At 64.8% G+C, this 19,648-nt stretch carries 17 protein-coding genes; 4 read left to right on the forward strand and 13 right to left on the reverse strand.

Going from position 1 to position 19,648, the window contains the following annotated elements; translation table 11 throughout:
- Nucleotides 1-38: 38 nt before the first annotated feature.
- Nucleotides 39-962 (reverse strand): c-type cytochrome, encoded by a 924-nt coding sequence (locus tag ACVWYQ_RS10815; protein WP_271537437.1) that lies wholly within the window; start codon nt 960-962, stop codon nt 39-41.
- Between the two features lie 148 nt (nt 963-1,110).
- Between ACVWYQ_RS10815 and ACVWYQ_RS10820 the strand changes: the two genes are divergently transcribed.
- Nucleotides 1,111-1,530 (forward strand): CHRD domain-containing protein, encoded by a 420-nt coding sequence (locus tag ACVWYQ_RS10820; RefSeq protein WP_157280854.1) that lies wholly within the window; start codon nt 1,111-1,113, stop codon nt 1,528-1,530.
- A gap of 212 nt (nt 1,531-1,742) precedes the next feature.
- Here the strand turns inward: ACVWYQ_RS10820 and ACVWYQ_RS10825 are convergent, their stop codons facing one another.
- The 4 genes from ACVWYQ_RS10825 to ACVWYQ_RS10840 all read right to left on the reverse strand — a co-directional run bounded on the left by ACVWYQ_RS10825 (nt 1,743) and on the right by ACVWYQ_RS10840 (nt 6,602).
- Nucleotides 1,743-3,026, reverse strand: a complete 1,284-nt coding sequence (locus ACVWYQ_RS10825; protein WP_157280855.1) for a cystathionine gamma-synthase family protein — start codon at nt 3,024-3,026, stop codon at nt 1,743-1,745.
- 225 nt (nt 3,027-3,251) lie between these two features.
- Nucleotides 3,252-3,701, reverse strand: coding sequence for a cytochrome c (locus tag ACVWYQ_RS10830; protein WP_404539653.1), 450 nt, complete (start codon nt 3,699-3,701; stop codon nt 3,252-3,254).
- A gap of 128 nt (nt 3,702-3,829) precedes the next feature.
- Nucleotides 3,830-6,139: a xanthine dehydrogenase family protein molybdopterin-binding subunit gene (locus tag ACVWYQ_RS10835; RefSeq protein WP_456725611.1), complete on the reverse strand. Its 2,310-nt coding sequence runs from the start codon at nt 6,137-6,139 to the stop codon at nt 3,830-3,832.
- A 181-nt stretch (nt 6,140-6,320) separates the two neighbouring features.
- On the reverse strand, nt 6,321-6,602 hold the full coding sequence (locus tag ACVWYQ_RS10840) for a hypothetical protein (RefSeq protein WP_275511920.1): 282 nt from the start codon (nt 6,600-6,602) through the stop codon (nt 6,321-6,323).
- 267 nt (nt 6,603-6,869) lie between these two features.
- Here ACVWYQ_RS10840 and ACVWYQ_RS10845 point away from each other — a divergent pair, with 267 nt between their 5' ends.
- Nucleotides 6,870-7,334, forward strand: a complete 465-nt coding sequence (locus tag ACVWYQ_RS10845; protein ID WP_275511921.1) for a hypothetical protein — start codon at nt 6,870-6,872, stop codon at nt 7,332-7,334.
- A 14-nt stretch (nt 7,335-7,348) separates the two neighbouring features.
- On the opposite strand, the gene ACVWYQ_RS10850 is transcribed toward ACVWYQ_RS10845, so the two are convergent.
- The 6 genes from ACVWYQ_RS10850 to ACVWYQ_RS10875 form a co-directional block, all read right to left on the reverse strand.
- Nucleotides 7,349-7,693, reverse strand: a complete 345-nt coding sequence (locus ACVWYQ_RS10850; RefSeq protein ID WP_456725612.1) for a DUF1127 domain-containing protein — start codon at nt 7,691-7,693, stop codon at nt 7,349-7,351.
- Nucleotides 7,694-8,000: 307 nt separating this feature from the next.
- On the reverse strand, nt 8,001-9,527 hold the full coding sequence (gene murJ, locus ACVWYQ_RS10855) for a murein biosynthesis integral membrane protein MurJ (RefSeq protein WP_271537423.1): 1,527 nt from the start codon (nt 9,525-9,527) through the stop codon (nt 8,001-8,003).
- A gap of 225 nt (nt 9,528-9,752) precedes the next feature.
- Nucleotides 9,753-10,904, reverse strand: a complete 1,152-nt coding sequence (locus ACVWYQ_RS10860) for a DegT/DnrJ/EryC1/StrS family aminotransferase (protein WP_404546170.1) — start codon at nt 10,902-10,904, stop codon at nt 9,753-9,755.
- Nucleotides 10,905-10,954: 50 nt separating this feature from the next.
- Nucleotides 10,955-11,959: a Gfo/Idh/MocA family protein gene (locus ACVWYQ_RS10865; protein WP_404539641.1), complete on the reverse strand. Its 1,005-nt coding sequence runs from the start codon at nt 11,957-11,959 to the stop codon at nt 10,955-10,957.
- A gap of 182 nt (nt 11,960-12,141) precedes the next feature.
- Nucleotides 12,142-13,554 (reverse strand): mannose-1-phosphate guanylyltransferase/mannose-6-phosphate isomerase, encoded by a 1,413-nt coding sequence (locus tag ACVWYQ_RS10870; RefSeq protein ID WP_404539639.1) that lies wholly within the window; start codon nt 13,552-13,554, stop codon nt 12,142-12,144.
- 7 nt (nt 13,555-13,561) lie between these two features.
- On the reverse strand, nt 13,562-14,551 hold the full coding sequence (locus ACVWYQ_RS10875) for an SDR family NAD(P)-dependent oxidoreductase (protein ID WP_271537419.1): 990 nt from the start codon (nt 14,549-14,551) through the stop codon (nt 13,562-13,564).
- A 211-nt stretch (nt 14,552-14,762) separates the two neighbouring features.
- Between ACVWYQ_RS10875 and ACVWYQ_RS10880 the strand changes: the two genes are divergently transcribed.
- Together ACVWYQ_RS10880 and ACVWYQ_RS10885 are read left to right on the forward strand one after the other, a co-directional pair.
- On the forward strand, nt 14,763-15,722 hold the full coding sequence (locus ACVWYQ_RS10880; RefSeq protein WP_157287992.1) for a lysylphosphatidylglycerol synthase transmembrane domain-containing protein: 960 nt from the start codon (nt 14,763-14,765) through the stop codon (nt 15,720-15,722).
- The gene (locus tag ACVWYQ_RS10885; RefSeq protein WP_271537413.1) at nt 15,719-16,738 is read left to right on the forward strand and encodes an MraY family glycosyltransferase; all 1,020 of its coding nucleotides are present in this window, start codon (nt 15,719-15,721) and stop codon (nt 16,736-16,738) included. Before ACVWYQ_RS10880 ends, ACVWYQ_RS10885 begins: the two co-directional genes overlap by 4 nt.
- Here ACVWYQ_RS10885 and ACVWYQ_RS10890 read toward each other — a convergent pair.
- Nucleotides 16,726-17,673: an NAD-dependent epimerase/dehydratase family protein gene (locus ACVWYQ_RS10890; protein WP_275511927.1), complete on the reverse strand. Its 948-nt coding sequence runs from the start codon at nt 17,671-17,673 to the stop codon at nt 16,726-16,728. The genes ACVWYQ_RS10885 and ACVWYQ_RS10890 overlap by 13 nt on opposite strands.
- A gap of 35 nt (nt 17,674-17,708) precedes the next feature.
- Nucleotides 17,709-19,622, reverse strand: coding sequence for an SDR family NAD(P)-dependent oxidoreductase (locus ACVWYQ_RS10895; protein WP_198400047.1), 1,914 nt, complete (start codon nt 19,620-19,622; stop codon nt 17,709-17,711).
- Nucleotides 19,623-19,648: the final 26 nt, after the last annotated feature.

A 19,648-nucleotide genomic window follows, 5' to 3' on the forward strand; every position in this document is an offset into this window, starting at 1 on the left:
TAGATCACGCGCAAACAACGGCCGAAGCGCCGGCAGCGCTAGCCGCCCTCCTTGCGCTTGGGCGGTGTCGGTCCCTGCACCGGCGGCAGCGACTTCAGATAGGCGGCCATCGCGGCGCGGTCTTCCGCGGTCAGTTGCGCAAGGTTCTTGATCACCGGCCGCATCGCACCCGAAGCGCTGTCGCCCTCGGGCATGTCGCCGGTCTCGAGAAAATCCGCGATATCCTTCTCGCTCCAGCTGCCGATGCCCTGCTGCGTGATGTTGGGCACCCAGCCCTCCCCTTCCGGATTGGGCCCACCGGCAAAGCGCTGGCCGGCGATGATGCCGCCGAGCGCATTGCGCGGGCTGTGGCATTCGGCGCAATGGCCGAAAGCGTTGACGAGATAGGCTCCGCGATTCCATTGCGGCGAGCGCGCGGCGTCCGCGACGAACGGCGCGGTGTCCATGAACAGCAATTTCCAGATGCCGATATTGCGGCGGATGTTGAACGGAAACGGCAGTGCGTGGTCGCCCACTGTGCCGGACACCGGCGGAAGCGTCTTCAGATAGGCAAAGAGATCGCGGACGTCGTCGACGCTGGCCAGACGATAGGACGTGTAGGGAAACGCGGGGAAATAGTGCGTGCCCGCGGGCGATATGCCGCGCATCACGGCGTTGACGAAATCGGCCTCGCTCCAGCGGCCGATCCCGTAGGCCGGGTCGGGGGAAATGTTGGGGACGTAGAACGTCCCGAACGGCGAGCCCAGCGCGAGCCCGCCGCCGAGCCGCAGGCGATCGGGCTGATTGGGGGTGGCATGACAGGACGAACAGCCGCCAGCGTTGAACAGCTCCTGCCCGTTGGCGACATCGAGGTTGCGTGTCGGCGCCGGCACGGCCAGCACGGCCGGGGCGGTCAACCACCAATAGAGGGCGAACGCCGCGACGGCGGCGATCAGGGCGGCAAAAAGCGTTCGTCGCAACATTCGATCATTCCATCGTGAACGCGCGAACTTAAGGGTCATGTCGCGCCCGATCCAACACACGAATATTTTAGACGGTCCGGCTGTAATGCCGGAATAAACCGCATGACGCACTGTTTGAAAAGCAATCAGGCGTCAACAGGAGAGACCCATGACCAAAGCCGTTTTTGCCACACTGGTACTCGGAGCTGCCGTTGCGTTCGCCGCCCCGGCCGGCGCGGAGAAACTGAAGGCGACGCTGGACGGCAAATCCGAAGTCCCCGCCAACACCAGCAGCGCGACCGGAACGGCCGATCTGGACTACGACGCTGCCAGCAAGAAGCTGTCCTGGACCGTCACTTATTCCGGTCTCTCGGGTCCCGCCACCGCCGCACATTTCCACGGGCCTGCCGAAGCCGGCAAGAACGCCGGCGTCGCAGTCCCGATCCCGAATGCAGCCTCGAGCCCGGTCAAGGGCGAAGCCACGCTCACGGACGCGCAGGCCGCCGATCTGCTCGGCGGCAAGTACTACATCAACATCCACACGGCCGCGAACCCGGGCGGCGAGATCCGCGGTCAGGTGACGAAGTAAAGCGAAAACGCGGGCTTCGTCGCGGAAAGGCCGGACGCAAGGAGGGAGCGTCCGGCCTTTTCGATTCCAAGCAACTTCGTAGCCCGGATGGAGCCAACGGTCGGCGCAAAGTGCCGCCCGTTGGTGCAATCCGGGAGCCCTGCGCGTTGCGGACAGGTCCCCGGATTTCGCTGCGCTCCATCCGGGCTACGACGCTACGACTCTGACCGTGCTCAAGCCACGTTGAGCGCCTGTGCGAGATCGGCGATCAGGTCCGACGGATTCTCGATGCCGATCGACAGCCGGATCGTGGAATCTAGCACGCCGATCTTTTGGCGGATGTCGGCGGGAACGCCGGAATGGGTCATCGTCGCCGGCAGGCTTGCGAGCGATTCCGTGCCGCCAAGGCTCACCGCCAGCTTGAGGATCTGCAGCGCGTTGAGGAATTTCACCGCCGCCTCCTTGCCGCCGACGATGTCAAACGAAAACGTCGAGCCCGCGCCCAGGCATTGCCGCGCGAACACGCGGCCGGACAGCGAGCCCTGCTCGTGATGACCGAGGTAGTGCACCCTGGCGACCTTCGGGTGATCGCGCAGGAAGTCCGCCACGAGCCGCGCATTCGCATCGGCCTTCTCCATCCGCAGGCTGAGCGTCTCGAGCGAGCGGTTGATCATCCAGCAGGAATGCGGATCGAGCTGGGTGCCGATGGCGCCGCGCAGCGCCTTGATGCCCTTCATGATCGCCTTCGATCCGAGCGCGGCGCCCGCGATCAGGTCGGAATGGCCGCCGACATACTTGGTCAGCGAATACAGCGACAGGTCCGCGCCGTGCTCGATCGGCCGCTGAAACACCGGCCCGAGCAGCGTGTTGTCGCAGGCGATGACCGGCGTGTGTCCCTGCGCCTTGCCGATGGAATCGGCGATGCGGCGGATCATTGCGATGTCGACGAGGCCGTTGGTCGGATTGGCGGGCGTCTCGATCAGGATCATCGACACCCGCCCCTTGCCCATGGCCTCCTCCGAGGCCTGCTTGACTGCCGTCTCGTCAATGCCGTCGGCAAAGCCGACAGCGCCGATCGACAGGCGCGCGAGCGTATTCGTCAGCAGCGTCTCCGTCCCGCCATAGAGCGGCTGCGAGTGCAGGATGACATCACCGGGGCGAACAAAGGCCAGGATCGTGGTTGCGATGGCCGCCATGCCGGACGAGAACAGCGCGCAACTCTCCGTGCGCTCGTAGATCGCGAGCCTGTCCTCGACGATCTCGCTGTTGGGATGATTGAAGCGCGAATAGACCAGGCCCGCGCCCATGCCTTCCGGCGGCTCGCGCCGGCCGGCGACGTAGTCGAAGAAGTCCTGCCCGTCCTCGGCGGTCTTGAACACGAAGGTGGAGGTCAGGAACACCGGCGGCTTGATGGCGCCCTCCGACAATTGCGGATCATAGCCATAGGTCAGCATCAAGGTTTCCGGATGCAGCATATGATTGCCGATATGGGTCTTGGACGGGAACGGTTTTGCCATGGCCTGTCTCGCTGTTGATCGAGGTGCTCGCCGCGCGTTGGGAAACCCGACGTGAGGATGCCGGGAGGAGACTCGTGTGAGCGCACGGCCGCTGGCACAAAGATAGCCGCTCTCGCGGCAATCCGTCAGGCCTTGCGGACAGAAGTTCCTGCGGGCCCGCGGTCATGAAAAAGGGCGGTTGCTTTCGCAACCGCCCTTTCTGAAGTCCTTGGTAGCTCCGCCCCGCTATTTCAATTTCACGCGATAGGTTTCGTGACAATCATTGCAGCGGTCGTTGATCGTCGTGTAGGCCGCCTTCAGACCCGCGACATCGGTGATCTTGCCTTTGGCGTCGGCGATCGCCTTCTGCACCGGCGGGATCTTGGCATCGAAATCGGCCTTGTTCTGCCAGACCTTCGGCGAGGAGCCATAGGTCGCGTTGACGACATCCTGCTTAGGGTTGATCTCGAAGGTCTTGGCGATCTTGGCAACATCGGCCTCGATGGCGGCGATGGCCTGATCGGCGGCTTTCTTGTCGAAGGGAATATCGCCCTTGCTCATCTTCTGGAGGACGCCGTACTGATTCTTGGCGATCGCTCGCATCAGATTGTCCTGCTGGACGGCAATCTCCTGTTGCGCCATGACGGCGCCCGCGCCCAGCACGAAGGCGCCCGCGACAATCATCGTCCGTTTCATTGGTTCGTTTCTCCGGCTCTCGAGACGTTCAGGGAATGAAACGTCACCGGCTTCTGGTGAAGCCGGGACCCATCATGGGTAGAACCCCGCGCGGCGCGTTTATTCCCGTGCGCGCGGGAAGCGCGGCTTCACAAGCTGTGACGGCGGCGATGCTCGCTGATCGCAACCCACACCCGCTCGGGCGTTGCCGGCATGTCGATGTGGTCGATCTTATACTCGCGCCAGAGCGCATCGACGATGGCGTTGACGACGGCCGGACAAGAGCCGATCGCGCCAGCCTCGCCGGCCCCCTTCACGCCCATCGGATTGGTCTTGCAGGGGACGTTGTGGGTCTCGAACACGAAGGCCGGCCCGTCCGCCGCGCGCGGCAGCGCATAGTCCATGAAGGTTGCGGTGATGAGCTGGCCGTCGGTCGGTCCATACACAACCTGCTCCATCAAGGCTTGGCCGATGCCCTGCATGGCGCCGCCATGGACCTGGCCCGCCAGAAGCAGCGGATTGAGCGTCTTGCCGAAATCGTCGACGATCACGTAGTTGACGATTTTGATGATGCCGGTCGCCGGATCGATCTCGACCTCCGCTATATGGGTGCCGTTGGGATAAGTGCCGTCGGCGCTGGCAAAGGTCGCGCTGCCGTTCAGCTTCGACGGATCGACGCCGGGCCGCTTGGCGAGATCGGCAAACGAGATCGAGCGGTCGGTGCCGGCGATCCGCACCACGCCTTCGGAGATTTCGAGGTCGCCCGCGCTGGCTTCCAGCGCCTGCGCCGCGATCTCCTTCAGCCTCGAACCGAGTTCGCGCGTGGCGCGTTCGACACTGACGCCGCCGGAGGGGATCGAGGCCGAGCCGCCGGTGCCGAGGCCGGTTGCGATCTCGTCGGTGTCGCCCTGGCGAACATGCACGCGCTCGGGCGTGACGCCGAACTGCTCGGCGACGATCTGCGCATAGGCGGTCTGATGGCCCTGCCCGCTCGATTGCGTGCCGATCAGCACCGTGACGTCGCCATTGGCATCGAGACGTACGTTGGCCGTCTCTTCACCCATCACGCCGCAAATCTCGACGTAGCTCGCAAGCCCGATGCCGCGGATGAGGCCGCCCTTCTTGGCCACCTTGGCGCGCTTGGGAAATTCTTTCCATTCCGCGATCTCCATCGCGCGCTTCAGGTGCGCGGCGAAGTCGCCGGAATCGTAGACCTTGCCGGTTGCGGTCTTGTAGGGCAGCGCCTTCGGCGGGATGAAATTCTTGCGGCGGATGGCATCCGGCGTCATGTCGAGTTTCCGCGCGCAGGCATCGACGAGGCGCTCGATGACGTAGGCGGCTTCGGGCCGGCCCGCGCCGCGATAAGCATCGACCGGCACGCTGTGGGTGAAGATCGTGCGCACCCGGCAATGGAAGGCCTGGATGTCGTAGAGGCCCGGCAGCATGCCGGCGCCGCCATGCGGGATGTAGGGCCCGAAGGTCGACAGATACGCGCCCATGTCGCCCATGAGGTCGCAATCCATCGCGAGGAACTTGCCGTCTTCAGCCAGCGCCATCTTGGCGGTGGTGACGTTGTCGCGGCCCTGCGCATCGCCCATGAAATGCTCGGAGCGGTCGGCCGCCCACTTCACCGCCTTCTTCAGTTTGCGCGCAGCGACCGCCATCAGGGCATATTCCCGATACGGAAACAGTTTTGTGCCGAACCCGCCGCCGACGTCGGGGCAGATCACCCGCATCTTGTCGGTGGGAATGTTGAGCACGTTCTGGCAGAGGATGTCGCGCAGGCGGTGGCTGCCCTGGCTGCCGACCGTCAGCGTCAGATGGTCGCGCTTGGAATCGTATTCGCAGACCGCCGCGCGGGTCTCCAAGAAGCTCGCAACCACGCGCGGATTGACGATGGAGATTTCGGCCACCGCATGCGCTTTCGCGAAGGCAGCTTCCGTCGCCGCTTTGTCGCCGATCGAGACGTCGAACAGCACGTTGCCCGGCTTGTCGGGCCAGACCAAGGCTGCGCCTTTCTTCACGGCGTTGACGACGCCGGTCACCGCGGGCAGCGGCGACCATTTGACCTCGATCGCCTCGATCGCGTCGCGAGCCTGGTCGATGGTCTCGGCGACCACGAAGGCGACGGCGTCGCCGACATGGCGCACCTCGTCCTTGGCCAGGATCGGGTAAGGCGGGCCGGTGAACGGATCGGTCTCGAGGTTGAACAGGCAGGGCAGATTGCCGAGATCCCCGACGTCGTCCGCCGTCAGGATCAGCGCAATGCCCGGCAGGCCGCGCGCGCGGCTCGCATCGATGGTGTATTTGGCATGCGCATGCGGCGAGCGCAGCACCAGGCAGCGGAGCGCGGCCTGCGGCGCGTAATCGTCGGTATAGCGGCCCTTGCCGCGGATGAGCGCGTCATCCTCCTTGCGCAGCACGCTTTGGCCAACGCCGAACTTGATGGGAGCCGCCATGTTATCTTCCCGTTCTCATGGTTGTTTTGTGGGCATATTGCCGTGGAAAAACTGGCAACGCAAACGGGTTTAGCCGGGCGCAGGGGTCGCAGCTTCAAAAGCGCCACGCGTGCCTCACTGGGATGCTCGGCAGGTCCCAGCGTGATGTGTGACGCTGACGGCGAGAGCCAAGCGCTCACACTTAGCTGTTCTCGTGCTCACCCCGAGCTTCAAACAGCTGATGAGCATCGGAGGCCGTGAGCGTCAGCCCGTACAAATCCTTCAGCGTCGAAATGCGTTGCAGCGTCGCAGGCTCGAACGGAGTCTTGCCTTCGAACGAATGCAGGAGAACGCCCTCCAGCAAATCACCGAGGCTCATATCCAGGTATTCGGCGAGGCCCTTCGCGACCTTGAGAATGCGCTTCTCGATCCGAACTCCCGTCTGTACGCGTTGGACTGAATGCTCGTGGCTTTCTGAACTCATGATGTGTGACCTCGATCGGAAGGCGGGGTTTAATCGCATCATGCCATTGCCGGACTTGCTCGGGCATCGGTCTCCAGCCCTGCAACTCGCGTCCCTCAGAGATCAGGTGAATCCTGCATTCGTCCGGACGCCTGCGGGGTCGACGCTCTGACCGCGAAACGACTGTTGCCACACAGGCAGAGCCTGGGCGGCCGTTCGACCGATTCCCAATTTGCCTTTCCCGCACCAGAATGTTACCTTGGTACCAAGGTAACATATGGCGCCTCCATGAGCAACAGACGTAGCTGCACGGATGCTGCAGAAGTCGCCGAACTGAGCGAGGGCTTCCTCGCGCGTACACTTCCGGGGGCACGTTTCAGCCATCGTGAACATCTGATCGTGACGAGCTACTTGCTCGCCACTGATCCGACTCGGGACTGGCGGGTCGAGCTCCCCGAGATGATCTGCGCCTACAATGTTGCCGCTGGCGGCGTGAACGACGATGTGCGTGGCTACCACCACACGATTACGCTGGCCTTCTTGATGATCATCGAAGCAATTCTTGCGGAGGTCGGCCGCCACGACATTGTCGCCGCCTGCAACGCGGTGCTGGCGTCCCCGGCAATCGAAAAGGACGTACTCTTACGTTTCTGGAGCCGCGACGCGCTGTTCTCGCGGGAGGCTCGGCACGGCTGGATTGAGCCAGACCTTGCCGAGTTCAACCCGCGCGCGGCAGGTCATATGTCGGTGTGAGGATCGTCGATCACTCACATTCCGCGGCTCAACAGATACCTCGTACTATCTCTGAGCGCATCGATCGCCCGCCCAGGTACGAGATAGTTGATCTCGGCGCGCGTCAGGCCGATGTCCATCAGCTCCCTGTCGCTCAGATCCAGCAAACTGCCCCGCGGGTGCAGGCGACAATTCCTAAAAGCAGACCAATATCGCTTGAGCAGGCCCGGGAGGCTTTGCGCCGGCGCGGCTGCGGCAGCTTCTCTCCCCGACAAGGCTTGGCCCGGCGTTGCAACGGACACGTTGAGACGAGCCGCTGCCGCCAGAACCTCGTCCATGGCCTGCTTCGCGAGCGCAATGGATTGGTCGAGGCGAAGCACCGCCGCATCGTGCTCGGCCTCGGATGAAATGTTCGTCAGTTGTGGTGGCATCGGACGCTCCTGCTGTTGAGCCGGCAGGGAGCGTGGCCAAAGAAAAGGCCCCGTCCGATGCCGGCGGGGCCTGGTGGAAAAGATGTCGTCGAAATCCTAGCGCACGACTCCTCCCACCGCCCAGCCGAAGCGGGTGATGTGATTGCGGGAGACTTTGCGCGACGATTTGATCATGACGCGCTGATATCACGGCAACCGCGCAAAATCAAGAGATGTGGGAGTACCGGTTGCAGCCTGGAGGCGAACGCCGTGCTTACTAGCCGCGCACCAGCGAGACCAGCCACTTGCGTCCGAACAACACGAGGATCGCGAGCGCGTAGACGATCGTGCCGCCGACGGCGAGCAGGATCAGCATCAATTCATCCCGGAAGTGCATCGCGCCCAGCCAAGGGCTGCTGAAGTGCGCAATCAGCCAGAACGCGGCGGCGAGGATCAATCCGGCCAGCAGAAATTTGGCGAGCGACAACAGCCAGCCGCGATCGAGCACGAGAAAGCCGCGCCGCACGGCGAAGTACAGCACGAGGAGCAGATTGGTCCAGACGCCGACGGCGGTGGCCAGAGCGAGGCCGATCTGGGCCAGCGATCCCATTAAGGCGACCTTCAGCGCGACATTGACCGCGATACCAGTCAGCGACGCCCGCACTGGCGTTGCGGTGTCCTTGCGGGCATAGAAGGTCGCAACCGCGCTGCGGATCAGCACGAACGGGATGAGGCCAATGGCATAGGCCGCGAGAGTCGCACCGGCGGCCGCTGCATCGGCCTTGGAGAACGCACCGCGCGCGAACAGCGCGCGCATGATCGCATCGGGCACGGTGAGGAAGGCCGCGACGAACGGGATCGAGAACAGCAGCGTGAAATCGAAGGCGCGGCGCTGCGCCCTCAGCGCGCCATCGTGGTCGTTTGCAGTGATCCGCCGCGACATCTCCGGCAGCAGCACGGTGCCGATGGCGATGCCGATGACGCCGATCGGGAGCTGGTTGAGCCGGTCGGCGTAATAGAGCGCCGACAGCGCGCCGGCGGGCAGGAAGGTCGCGATGATGGTGTCGGCGAACAGCGCGACCTGCGTTCCCATCGAGCCCAATGTCGCCGGCCCCAGTGCCTTGAAGAAACCACGGACGTCCTCATCAAGCTTCAAGGGCGCAAAGCGCGGCAGGCCGCCATGGCGGGCGAGATCGCCTGCGAGCAGGAAATATTGCAGGAAGCCGGAGATCAGCACGCCCCAGGCCGCGGCATGGCCCGCGGTCGGAAACCAGACGGCAACCGCCAGCGTCATCATCATGGCGACGTTGAGGAAGATCGAGGCGGCCGCGGCGCTGGCAAAGCGCTGCATCACGTTGAGCATGCCGCCATAGAGCGTCACCAGCGTGATCAAGAGCAGATAGGGAAAGGTGATCCGGGTCAGCTCGATCGCGAGCTTGCGCTGCTCGGCATCCTCACCGAAGCCTGGCGCCAAGATGCTCATGGCCTGCGGCATGAACAGCCAGGCCGCGATCAGCAGCATCACCTGCGAGGCCAAAAGCAGCGTGAAGATGCGATCGGCGAATAGCTTTGCCGCCGCCTCCCCCTTCTCGCCATGGACATGGGCATAGGCCGGCACCCAGGCGGCGTTGAAGGCGCCCTCGGCGAAGATCGCGCGGAAATGGTTGGGCAGCCGCAGCGCCACGAAAAAGGCATCGGCCACCGGACCGGCGCCCAGGATCGCCGCGAGCATGATGTCGCGGGCAAACCCCGTCAGCCGCGAGAGCAGCGTGTAGCCACCGACCGTGAAGATGCGTCCGAGCATGCGGACTCTTCTAGAGGCTTATCGGGCAGCCGATAAGGCTTTGAACGATGGCGGGATCAAAAAAGAGGCTCGCTCGGTGTGTCCACCTCTCCCCGGCGGGGAGAGGTCGGATTGCGCAGCAATCCGGGTGAGGGGCCGCAGCATTCCGTGGGGCCGTAACCCCCTCACCCGGATCGCATCTGCGATGCGATCCGACCTCTCCCGCAAGCGGGAGAGGTGAAGAACTCACCCCGCCAGCGCGCCGCTGACGGCGGCGATGATTCGTTCCTGGTCAGCTTCGGTCAAATAGGCATGCATCGGCAGGCTGATGACGTCCTGCGACAGGCTCTCGCAACCCGGCAATCCGCCCTCGGCGACCGGGTACTGTTTGTAGGCGGTCTGCTGGTGCATCGACTTGCCGTAATAGATCGCGGTCGGCACGCCCTGGGCTTTTAGCGCGGCAGCGAAACCGTCGCGGTCGGTACCTTCAGGCAGGCGGATCGTGTACTGCGCCCAGACCGAGGTATTGCCGGGCGCGAGGCGCGGCACGGTGACGACATTGGACAGGCCGCGCGCATAGCGCTCCGCGACCTTGTTGCGGGCGGCGATCTCATCGTCAAAAATCTTCAGCTTCTCGATCAGGACCGCGGCCTGCATGGTGTCGAGCCGGCCGGTGAGGCCGAGGCGGACGTTGTCGTATTTGTCGACGCCCTGCCCGTGCACGCGGATGCTGCGCAAGGTCGCGGCGAGCTCGTCGTCATCGGTGAAGATCGCTCCGCCGTCGCCGAAGCAGCCGAGCGGCTTTGCCGGGAAGAAGCTGGTCGCGGTCGCGTGCCCAAGCGTGCCGAGCTTGCGCCCCTTGTAGCTCGCGCCAAAGCCTTGCGCGGCGTCGTCGAGCACGAACAGGCCTTCGGCCCTGGCGATCTCGGCGATGGCGTCGTGATCGGCGGGCTGGCCGAACAAATCGACCGGAATCACCGCGACGGGCTTGAGGCCGGCCTTGCGAGCGGTGGCGATGCCGCGCTTGAGCGATTCCGGGCTCATGTTGAAGGTTGTCTCGTCGACGTCGACATAGACAGGCGTCGCGCCGGTCCGCGCCACCGGCGAGGCCGTCGCGATGAAGGTGAAGGACGGACACAGCACGGCATCGCCGGGCCCGACATTCCTGGCCATCATCACCATCAGAATGGCGTCGGTGCCGCTGGCGCAGCCAATCACGTGCTTGGCGCCTGAGTAGGCCGCAAGCTGCTTCTCGAGCTCGAAGACTTCGGGGCCGTTGACGAATTGGCAATGGTCCATCACGCGCTTCACGGCCGCATCGAGCGAGGCGCCGAGCCGGCGGCGCTGCGAGGCGACGTCGATGAAGGGAATGGGTTCGGAACGTAAGTGCTGGTTCATGACCTGATTCTTGGCGCCTTGTGACGTTTGAGCGGTCGACATGGAAGAGATCAGCCGGCGACGCGGCGTGGCCCCTTGCGCGCAGGTGACGTCGCCGCAGGACGCGAGGGCGTCTCCAGGCATTGCGTGGCGATCTCGAGGCTGGCGACGCCCTCGTCGCCCGTCACCGCCGGCGTCTCGCCGTTGCGCACCGCCTTGAGGAACGCGATCAGCTCGGCGCGGAGCGGCTCGTCATGGCCGACCGGCAGATGCCGCATCGAGTAGCTGCCGTCCGGCTTGAAGCCGAAGCATTCGGTGACCTGGCGCGTCAAGAGATCGCCCATCACGTATTTGCCGCGCGTTGCGACCGTGACGCTGCGCGCCTTGAACGGCGTCAGCCAGTTGGTGTTGATGTGGGCGAGCACGCCGCTCTCGGTGCGGAATTGCAAGAGCGCGATGTCCTCGCGCTCGGCGACCGCGCTCGACAATTGCGGCTGCACCTCGACGATGTCGGATTCGGTGAACCAGCGGATCAAATCGATGTCGTGCACGGCAAGGTCGATGACGACGCCGACATTGGACATGCGCGGCGGGAACGGGCCGACGCGGGTGATCGCGATGGAGAGAATGTCCTCGCCCGCGATCGCCTGCTTGACCGCGGCGACCGCCGGATTGAAGCGCTCGACATGGCCGATCATCAGCGTCACGCCCGCCTTATGCGCGGCGGCGACGATCTCGCGGCCCTCTGCCACCGTGGATGCGATCGGCTTCTCGACCAGCACGTGGATGTTCTTGGCGATGCAGGCGAGCGCGACCTCGTGATGCAGATGGGTCGGCGCTGCGATGGTGACGGCATCGACACCGGCGCTGAGCAGTTGGTCAAGCGTCTCGAAGCTTTCGCAATTGGCGAGCTCCGTGGCCCGCGCACGATGCGCCGGCGAGGGATCGACGACGCCGACGAGGCTGACGCCGGGCAGGCCGCTCAGCACGCGCGCATGGTTGCTGCCCATCACGCCGGCGCCAATGACACCGACGCGCAAGCCGGCCTTTGCCGGTGCAGACCCTTTGGAAGTCATCTGAGCAAACCCCGATTCAACGCAAATCCCCGGGCCGCTTCTAGCACGGACGCCACATTTGTGGCGAATGCCGCCCTGACGGGCCGGACACGATTTGATTCAAAAAGTTACACGTTCCCCGGGCCTTAGGCCGAAAAAGATACCGCTTCTCGGCCCGGGTCGCGTGATTCGGAGTTTGCTGGTTACGACCTTTGATAGTCGTCTTCAATCCGGATGATGTCGTCTTCCCCCAGATAGCTTCCAGTCTGGACCTCGATCAGCTCCAGCTGGATCTTGCCGGGATTCTCCATCCGGTGGACGGCGCCCATCGGGATGTAGATCGACTCGTTCTCATGCACCGTCTTCACCGTCTCGTTGACGGTCACCTGCGCCGTGCCGCGGACCACGATCCAGTGCTCGGCACGATGATGGTGCTTCTGCAGCGACAGCCGCCCGCCCGGCTTCACCACGATGCGCTTGACCTGGTGGCGCTCGCCATTGTCGACGGATTGATAGCTGCCCCAGGGCCGGTGCACCTTGAGATGCTCCTCGGTGACCTTCGGCGCGACCGATTTCAATTTCGTCACCAGGCGCTTCAGCCCGTTGGCATCCTTCTGCCGCGAGACCAGCACCGCGTCCGCGGTCGCGACCACGACGAGATCGTCGACGCCTTCGAGCGCGACCAGCGCGGAATCCGTGGTGACGTTGCAGTTGCGGGAATCCTCGAACACGGCGGTGCCGTGCGCGGCATTGCCCTGCGCGTCCTTCTCCGACAGCTCCCATACCGCATGCCAGGAGCCGACGTCGGACCAGCCGCACGACACCGGCACGACGGCGGCGCGCGAGGTCTTCTCCATCACCGCATAGTCGATCGAGATCGCCTTGGCCGCGCCGAACGCCTCGGGCTCCAGCGTGACGAAGCCGAGATCGCGGCCGGCATTGTTGACTGCATTGGTGACGGCCTCGACGCTTGCCGCATCGACCTTGCGATATTCGTCCAGCAGCACGCTCGCCGGGAACATGAAGTTGCCGCTGTTCCAGAGATAGCCCGAATTGACGTAGTCGGAGGCCTTCACCGCATCCGGCTTCTCGACGAAGCGCGCAACCGCCTGCACCTCGCCCGCGATCACCTCGCCCGGATTGATGTAGCCATATTCGGTCGCCGGCCGCTCCGGCTTGACGCCGAAGGTGACGATGCGCCCGGCATTCGCGGCGGTGAGGCCCTCGCGACAGGCGGCGACGAAGGCGGCATTATCCTGCACGACGTGATCGGCGGCGAGCGCGAGCACGATCGCCTCGCTGGCGCGGTTCTGCGCGAATACCGCGCCGGCGGCGATCGCAGGGCCGGAATCGCGCCGCATCGGCTCGAGGATCACGTCGGCCTCGATGCCGATCTCGGCGAGCTGCTCCAGCACCATGAAGCGGTAGGAGGCGTTGGTGATGACGATCGGCCGGTCGAACAAAGAGGGATCGGACACGCGCAGCAGCGTGTCCTGGAACGTCGAGCGCGTGCCGAACAGCGGCAGGAACTGCTTGGGCCGAACCTCGCGCGAGGCGGGCCACAGCCGCGTGCCGGCACCGCCGCACATGATCAGGGGGATTATGCGTTTGTCCATCGTGATCTCAAACCTTGAAATGGTCCCGATACCAGGTGACGAAGTTATGAACCCCATGCTCGATCGGCGTTGACGGTGCAAAGCCGGTGTCGCGCGAGAGATCCTCGACATCCGCGAACGTTTCCAGCACATCTCCCGGCTGCATCGGCAGCAATTCTTTGATCGCCGTCCGGCCCAGCTCCCGCTCCAGAAGACCGACGACGTGCATCAGTTCCTCCGGATGATGATTGCCGACATTGTAGAGCTTTGACGGCGCATTTGCGGCAGCCGGATCGTCCGCAGGCACGAGATCGATCAGCTTGGACACGACGCGCGTCACATCGTCGATATAGGTGAAATCGCGGCGCATTTTGCCATGGTTGAAGAGCCGGATCGGCTTGCCGGCCATGATGGCGCTCGCGAACAGAAACATGGCCATGTCGGGGCGGCCCCATGGCCCGTAGATGGTGAAGAACCGCAGCCCCGTGACCGGTAGGCGATAGAGATGGCTGTAGGACTGCGCCATCACCTCGTTCGCCTTCTTGGTCGCGGCGTAGAAGCTGACCGGATGGTCGGTGCGGTCCGCAACCGCAAATGGCAGTTTTGTGTTGGCGCCGTAAACGGAGGATGACGAGGCGTAGACCAGATGACCGCAGCCATTGTTGCGGCAGCCCTCCAGCACGTTGAGAAAGCCGACGAGATTGGAATCGGCGTAGGTCTGCGGCTGCTCGATCGAGTAGCGCACGCCGGCCTGCGCGGCCAGATGCACGACTTTGGCAAAACGATGTTGCGCGAACAGCGCCGCCATGGTCTTGCGGTCGGCGAGATCGGCCTCGACGAACGAAAAGCGCGGCTGATCCCGGAGCAGAGCAAGGCGCGCTTTCTTCAGCGCCGGATCGTAATAGCTGTTGAGATTGTCGAGCCCGACGACGGCGCGACCTTCGCCCAGGAGCTGCCGGGCGACGTGGAAGCCGATGAAGCCGGCCGCACCCGTGACCAAAATCGCCTGATCCGTCATCCTGTTCCCTGGGTGATCCCTCGCCCGATCCTGTCTAGCCGCCACCTCGACGGGGTCGCAATAGGTTCCCCGCTCCTTCACGCGGTCTCCTCATGGCGTCCTTAACGACGGCTATTGCAAGATCGGCGCCAAAACCATACCAAAGCGGCCGAATTCGGCGCCTCGCGTCGGGTTGCCTCCAATCTTAGCAAACCCTGTTCATGCGGACGAGATGCGCCGAATCCTGTTGTCGACGGCCAAGATTCTGATTTCCGCGGCGCTGCTCTATCTGGCGCTGCGCAAGGTCGACCTGTCCGAGCTGTTTTCCCGATTCACCCTGACCAGCCTGTTCTGGCTCGGTGTGGCGATCGCGGTCACGTTCCTGCAGATCTTCGTCGGCGTGCTGCGCTGGCGCGAGATCAGCGCCGCCTGCGGCGCGCCGCTCGAGCTCGGCCGCGCCATGCGATACAACGTGATCGGCTCGTTCTTCAACCAGACGCTGCCGTCGGCGATCGGCGGCGATGCGGTGCGCCTGTGGCTGGTCGCCCGCGCCGGCGCCGGCTGGCGCACGGCGACCTACTCGATCTTTGTCGACCGCGCCATTGGCCTGATCGCGCTCGCGATCTTGATCGTCGCCAGCCTGCCCTGGAGCTACACCCTCATCACCGATCCGCACGGTCGCTCGGCGCTGCTGCTCATCGACCTCCTGGCGCTCGCCGGCGGCCTCGGCTTCCTGATCTTCGGCGCGCTGAAATGGCGCTGGCTGAAGACCTGGTGGGCAACGCATCACATCCACGCCTGCGCCGTCATCGCCAACCGCGTGATCTTCGGCGGCACAAGCGGCGCCATCGTCGCGATCCTGTCGATCCTCGTTCACGTGCTCGCCGTCGTCATCGCCTGGTGCGTCGTGCAGTCGATTGGGGCGCCGGTTCGCTTCAGCGATGTCTTTCTGCTCGTGCCGCCGGTGATGCTGATCACGATGATGCCGATCTCGATCGCCGGCTGGGGCGTGCGTGAGGCCACGATGAGCCTTGCGTTCGGCTTCGCGGGACTTTCCGCCAACGAGGGCGTCAACGTCTCGCTGCTGTTCGGCGCCGTGTTCTTCCTGGTCGGGGCGGTCGGCGGCCTGGTCTGGATCCTCAGCGCCGAGAAAGCCGCGCAAGGGTCGGCCGCGATCGGAGTGCCGGAGTGAATTCGGCTGCCGATGCGCTCGCCGGCGCGGTCCTGCTGCTTGCCGTTGCGGCCGCCGCGCTGATCTCGGCGCTGGTGACCTGGACCAGCCGCCCCCTGCTGCAGCGCTACGCGCTGGCGCGGCCGAACGCGCGGTCCTCCCATCGCGTCCCGACCCCGCAGGGCGCCGGCATCGCGGTGATCGCCGCGACGCTGATCGTTGCCTCGCTGTGGGGGATCTCCGCCAATGTCGCGATCCCGCCGGCGCTGGTCGCTGCGACAATCGTGATCGCGCTGGTCGGCTTCGTCGACGACATCGTGTCGCTGCCCGTGCTGGTGCGCCTGGTGCTGCAGGCCGCCTGCGTCGGCGCCGTGGTGTTCACCGCCCCCGACACCGCGCGCATCCTGCCGGCGCTGCCGCTCGCGCTGGAGCGCGGCCTCATCGTCCTTGCCGGCGTCTGGTTCGTGAACCTCGTCAACTTCATGGACGGGCTCGACCTGATGACGGTGGCGGAAGTCGTTCCGGTCACCGCTGCGCTGCTGCTGCTGGGAATGCTCGGGGATCTCCCATGGCCGGCCGTGCTGATCGCCACCGCGCTGTGCGGCGCCATGCTCGGCTTCGCGCCGTTCAACCGTCCTGTCGCAAAAGTCTTCCTGGGCGATGTCGGCAGCCTGCCGATCGGCCTCCTGCTCGGCTGGTGCCTGCTTGAGCTCGCCTGGCATGGACAAGCGGCTGCGGCGCTGCTGCTGCCGGCCTACTACCTCGCCGATGCCACCATCACACTGTTTCGGCGCATCGCGCGCCGCGAGCCGTTCTGGTCGGCGCACCGTTCGCATTTCTATCAGCGCGCGACCGACAACGGTTTCTCGGTGTCCCGGGTGAGCGGCGAAGTCTTCCTGCTTAACCTCGTGCTCGCAGGGCTGGCGATCCTCGCCGTTCGCGCCGCGACGGTGGCCGTCACGCTGCCCGCGCTGATCGCCGGCGCGATCGCGGTCGCCCTCCTGCTGCGCCGCTTCTCCCGCCCTCAGGCGTCCTGAGCCGACACGGCGAGCCGCAGCCCCTCGTCGAGCGAAACCTCCGGCCGCCAGCCCGTCGCGAGCGCCTTGGAGACGTCGAGCTCGAGCGAGCCGATCAGGCTATCATGCATGTCCTGCCGGCCGATCATTCGGAAAAGCGCGCTGAGCAGGCCCGGCGGCACGCCGAACAGTCGCGGGCGCTTGCCGGACGCCTTCGCCAGACGCGCGATGAATTCGGGCGTCGAGAACTGCTCGCTGTCGGCGAGCAGGAATATCTCGAAATGGCCGGCCGCATCTGGATGAGCGAGCCGGTGCAGGATGAAGGACGACAGGTTCTGCACGGCAAGGAAGGCGCGGCGATTGCGGATCGCGGCGAACGGCAACGGCACCCCAAGGTTCATCGCGCGCGTCAACAGGGCGAAACTTCCTTTGGCTCTTGCGCCATAGACCATGGGCGGCCTGATCACAGAGAACTTCATGTCGCTGTCGCGCGCGAGCGTCCTCAGGCCCGCCTCGGCCGCGGCCTTGGACGTACCGTAGAGGCCGCGCGGCGTCGGGACGTCGGTCTCGCTGAACGGGGCCCTGCCCTCGTTGCTGCGGCCATGCACCAGCACGGTGCTGATGAAGATGAAATGGCGCACGCCCGCCTTCGCCGCAGCGCGCGCCAGGTGCACGGTGCCGGCGGTGTTGACGTCCTGGTAGAGCTGGGCTGCATGCTCCTCGCGCCTGTGATGCACGCGCGCGGCAAGGTGGACGACCGCCTCCACCCCCTCGAGCGCGGCCCGCCAATCGGTGTCGGGGCCGATCGATTCGATCACGACCTCGCCGTCGATGCCCTGACGCTTGCGGACCACGGGGCGGACCGACCATCCCTCGCACGCCAGCGCCTGCCCGAGATGACGGCCGATGAAGCCGCTCGCTCCCGTCACCAGCACGACTGGCTTACGTTCGCTCATCGTCGCTCCCCGAGCGCTGGATTGCGCAACAATGGTCAGGCCGCCGTGGATCCAAATTCCGGCACGGCATCCTTCAGGATGGTCCTGATGGTGGCGCGATCGTCGCGCGCGATCGCCTGCTCAAGCGCCGCATTCCATTTGCGCAGCGTCTGCATCGGCGGCTCGTTCGGCTGCGCGGCCATGATGCCGGGCACGCCGATCTCGCGGGTCGGCTCCTCCGAGGCAAACAGGATCTCGTGCAGGCGCTCGCCCGGCCGCATGCCGGTGAACACGATCTCGATGTCGTAGCCCGGCTGCAGCCCGGACAGGCGGATCATGCGCTCGGCGAGATCGACGATCTTCACCGGCTGGCCCATGTTGAGCACGTAGACCGAGACGTCGGGACGCTGCGTCCCAAGCGCATGCGTCGCCGCGGTGATGACGAGATCGCAGGCCTCGCGGATGGTCATGAAGTAACGGACCATGTCGGGATGAGTTACCGTCACCGGCCCGCCGGCCTCGATCTGGGCCTTGAACTTCGGCACCACCGACCCGTTCGAGGCCAGCACGTTGCCAAACCGGACCGAGATCAGCCGCATCGGCGGCTTGCTGCCGTTCGCTCCGGCTGCGAGGTCGCGATCGAGCGCCTGGCAGTACATTTCGGCAAAGCGCTTGGTGAGGCCGAGCATCGACACCGGCTCGATTGCCTTGTCGGTAGAGATCATCACCATCGCCTCGGCGCCGGCGGCAACGGCGGCGTCCGCGACGTTGATTGAACCGAAGATGTTGGTTTTGACGCCCTCGCTCCAATCGCGCTCGAGGATCGGCACGTGCTTGAGCGCCGCGGCATGGAAGACGATGTCGGGCTTGAACTCGGCCATCAGGCGCATGACGCGCTCGCGGTCGCGAATGTCGGCAATCCGGCCTTCGATCTGTGCGGTGGCACCACGCGCGGCCAGCGCCTCGGTGACCGCGTAGAGAGCCGGCTCGGAATTTTCCACGATCAAGAGACGTGCCGCGCCGAAGGCGACCACACGCTCGCAGATCTCGGATCCGATCGAGCCGCCGCCGCCGGTGACGATCACGGCCTTGCTCCTGATCAAGGCCTCCAGGCGCGCATAGTCGATCTTCTCGCTCGGACGCAGCAGGAGGTCCTCGACCGCAACCGCCGTGAGCCTTGGCGTATCGCCGCTCTCCAGCGAGGGCATCCGGCTCACGATCACACCCAGTTTGCGCGCCCGCATCAGGATCGATTCCGGATGCGACTCCGGCTCGAAAGCCGATGGTGTCATGATGAGGCGCGCGATGGGCTTGTCGCGCTTGGCGAAATCCGAGATCACATCCTCGACGTCGTCGATGCCGCCCAGCACCGGCACGTTGCGAATGAGCTGGCCCCGATCGGCAGGCGATGGTGACAAGACGCCGATCGGCCAAATGCGCTTGATCGCTCCGCTCTCGATGCCGCGCAGCAGCACTTCGGCATCCGCGGCGCGGCCGATCAGCAGCGTCGGCGCGGCTTCCCCGCCCCTCGCGTGACGCCGCACCCGCGTGTAGCGGAAGTAGCGGTACGCCATGCGCAGCGCGCTGAGGAAGAAGATCTCGAGAAACCAGTAGAGGACAATCGTCACCTTGCCGAGAAAGAAGGCGCCGCGAACGTTGGGGGCAACGAGGATGTAGTCGAGCACGAGCAGCGCAACCGTGAGCACGGTCGCCGCGCGAATGATGTTCAGCGCGTCAGGCAGCGAGATGAAACGCCATTTCGTCGTGGTCAGATTGCAGAGGAAGAACACGACCACGCTGAAGGCGAGGAAGTAGGGCAGGATCTGGAACAGCAGCGGCAATCGAGCGTAGAAATCGTCGCCACCCTCGAATCGCAGATAGAAGGCGGCAAAAAGCGCCGCCGTGGTCGCCAGCAGGTCGTGGAGCGCGATCAGGAAATTGCGCGAGGTGAGATGCGAAAGTCGCGTCATCCGCCGACCGATGAAAACCCAGTTAA

The organism is Bradyrhizobium sp. USDA 3397, from assembly GCF_054060965.1.

Excerpts from the sequence above, each read along its gene's own strand:
- ACVWYQ_RS10845 (WP_275511921.1), top strand. The coding sequence starts at position 6,870 with ATGAGCAACAGACGTAGCTGCACGGATGCTGCAGAAGTCGCCGAACTG.
- ACVWYQ_RS10865 (WP_404539641.1), bottom strand. The coding sequence starts at position 11,959 with ATGACTTCCAAAGGGTCTGCACCGGCAAAGGCCGGCTTGCGCGTCGGT.
- ACVWYQ_RS10825 (WP_157280855.1), bottom strand. The coding sequence starts at position 3,026 with ATGGCAAAACCGTTCCCGTCCAAGACCCATATCGGCAATCATATGCTG.
- ACVWYQ_RS10870 (WP_404539639.1), bottom strand. The coding sequence starts at position 13,554 with ATGGACAAACGCATAATCCCCCTGATCATGTGCGGCGGTGCCGGCACG.
- ACVWYQ_RS10840 (WP_275511920.1), bottom strand. The coding sequence starts at position 6,602 with ATGAGTTCAGAAAGCCACGAGCATTCAGTCCAACGCGTACAGACGGGA.
- ACVWYQ_RS10835 (WP_456725611.1), bottom strand. The coding sequence starts at position 6,139 with ATGGCGGCTCCCATCAAGTTCGGCGTTGGCCAAAGCGTGCTGCGCAAG.
- ACVWYQ_RS10815 (WP_271537437.1), bottom strand. The coding sequence starts at position 962 with ATGTTGCGACGAACGCTTTTTGCCGCCCTGATCGCCGCCGTCGCGGCG.
- ACVWYQ_RS10890 (WP_275511927.1), bottom strand. The coding sequence starts at position 17,673 with ATGAGCGAACGTAAGCCAGTCGTGCTGGTGACGGGAGCGAGCGGCTTC.
- ACVWYQ_RS10820 (WP_157280854.1), top strand. The coding sequence starts at position 1,111 with ATGACCAAAGCCGTTTTTGCCACACTGGTACTCGGAGCTGCCGTTGCG.
- ACVWYQ_RS10880 (WP_157287992.1), top strand. The coding sequence starts at position 14,763 with ATGCGCCGAATCCTGTTGTCGACGGCCAAGATTCTGATTTCCGCGGCG.
- ACVWYQ_RS10830 (WP_404539653.1), bottom strand. The coding sequence starts at position 3,701 with ATGAAACGGACGATGATTGTCGCGGGCGCCTTCGTGCTGGGCGCGGGC.
- ACVWYQ_RS10875 (WP_271537419.1), bottom strand. The coding sequence starts at position 14,551 with ATGACGGATCAGGCGATTTTGGTCACGGGTGCGGCCGGCTTCATCGGC.
- murJ (WP_271537423.1), bottom strand. The coding sequence starts at position 9,527 with ATGCTCGGACGCATCTTCACGGTCGGTGGCTACACGCTGCTCTCGCGG.
- ACVWYQ_RS10895 (WP_198400047.1), bottom strand. The coding sequence starts at position 19,622 with ATGACGCGACTTTCGCATCTCACCTCGCGCAATTTCCTGATCGCGCTC.
- ACVWYQ_RS10860 (WP_404546170.1), bottom strand. The coding sequence starts at position 10,904 with ATGAACCAGCACTTACGTTCCGAACCCATTCCCTTCATCGACGTCGCC.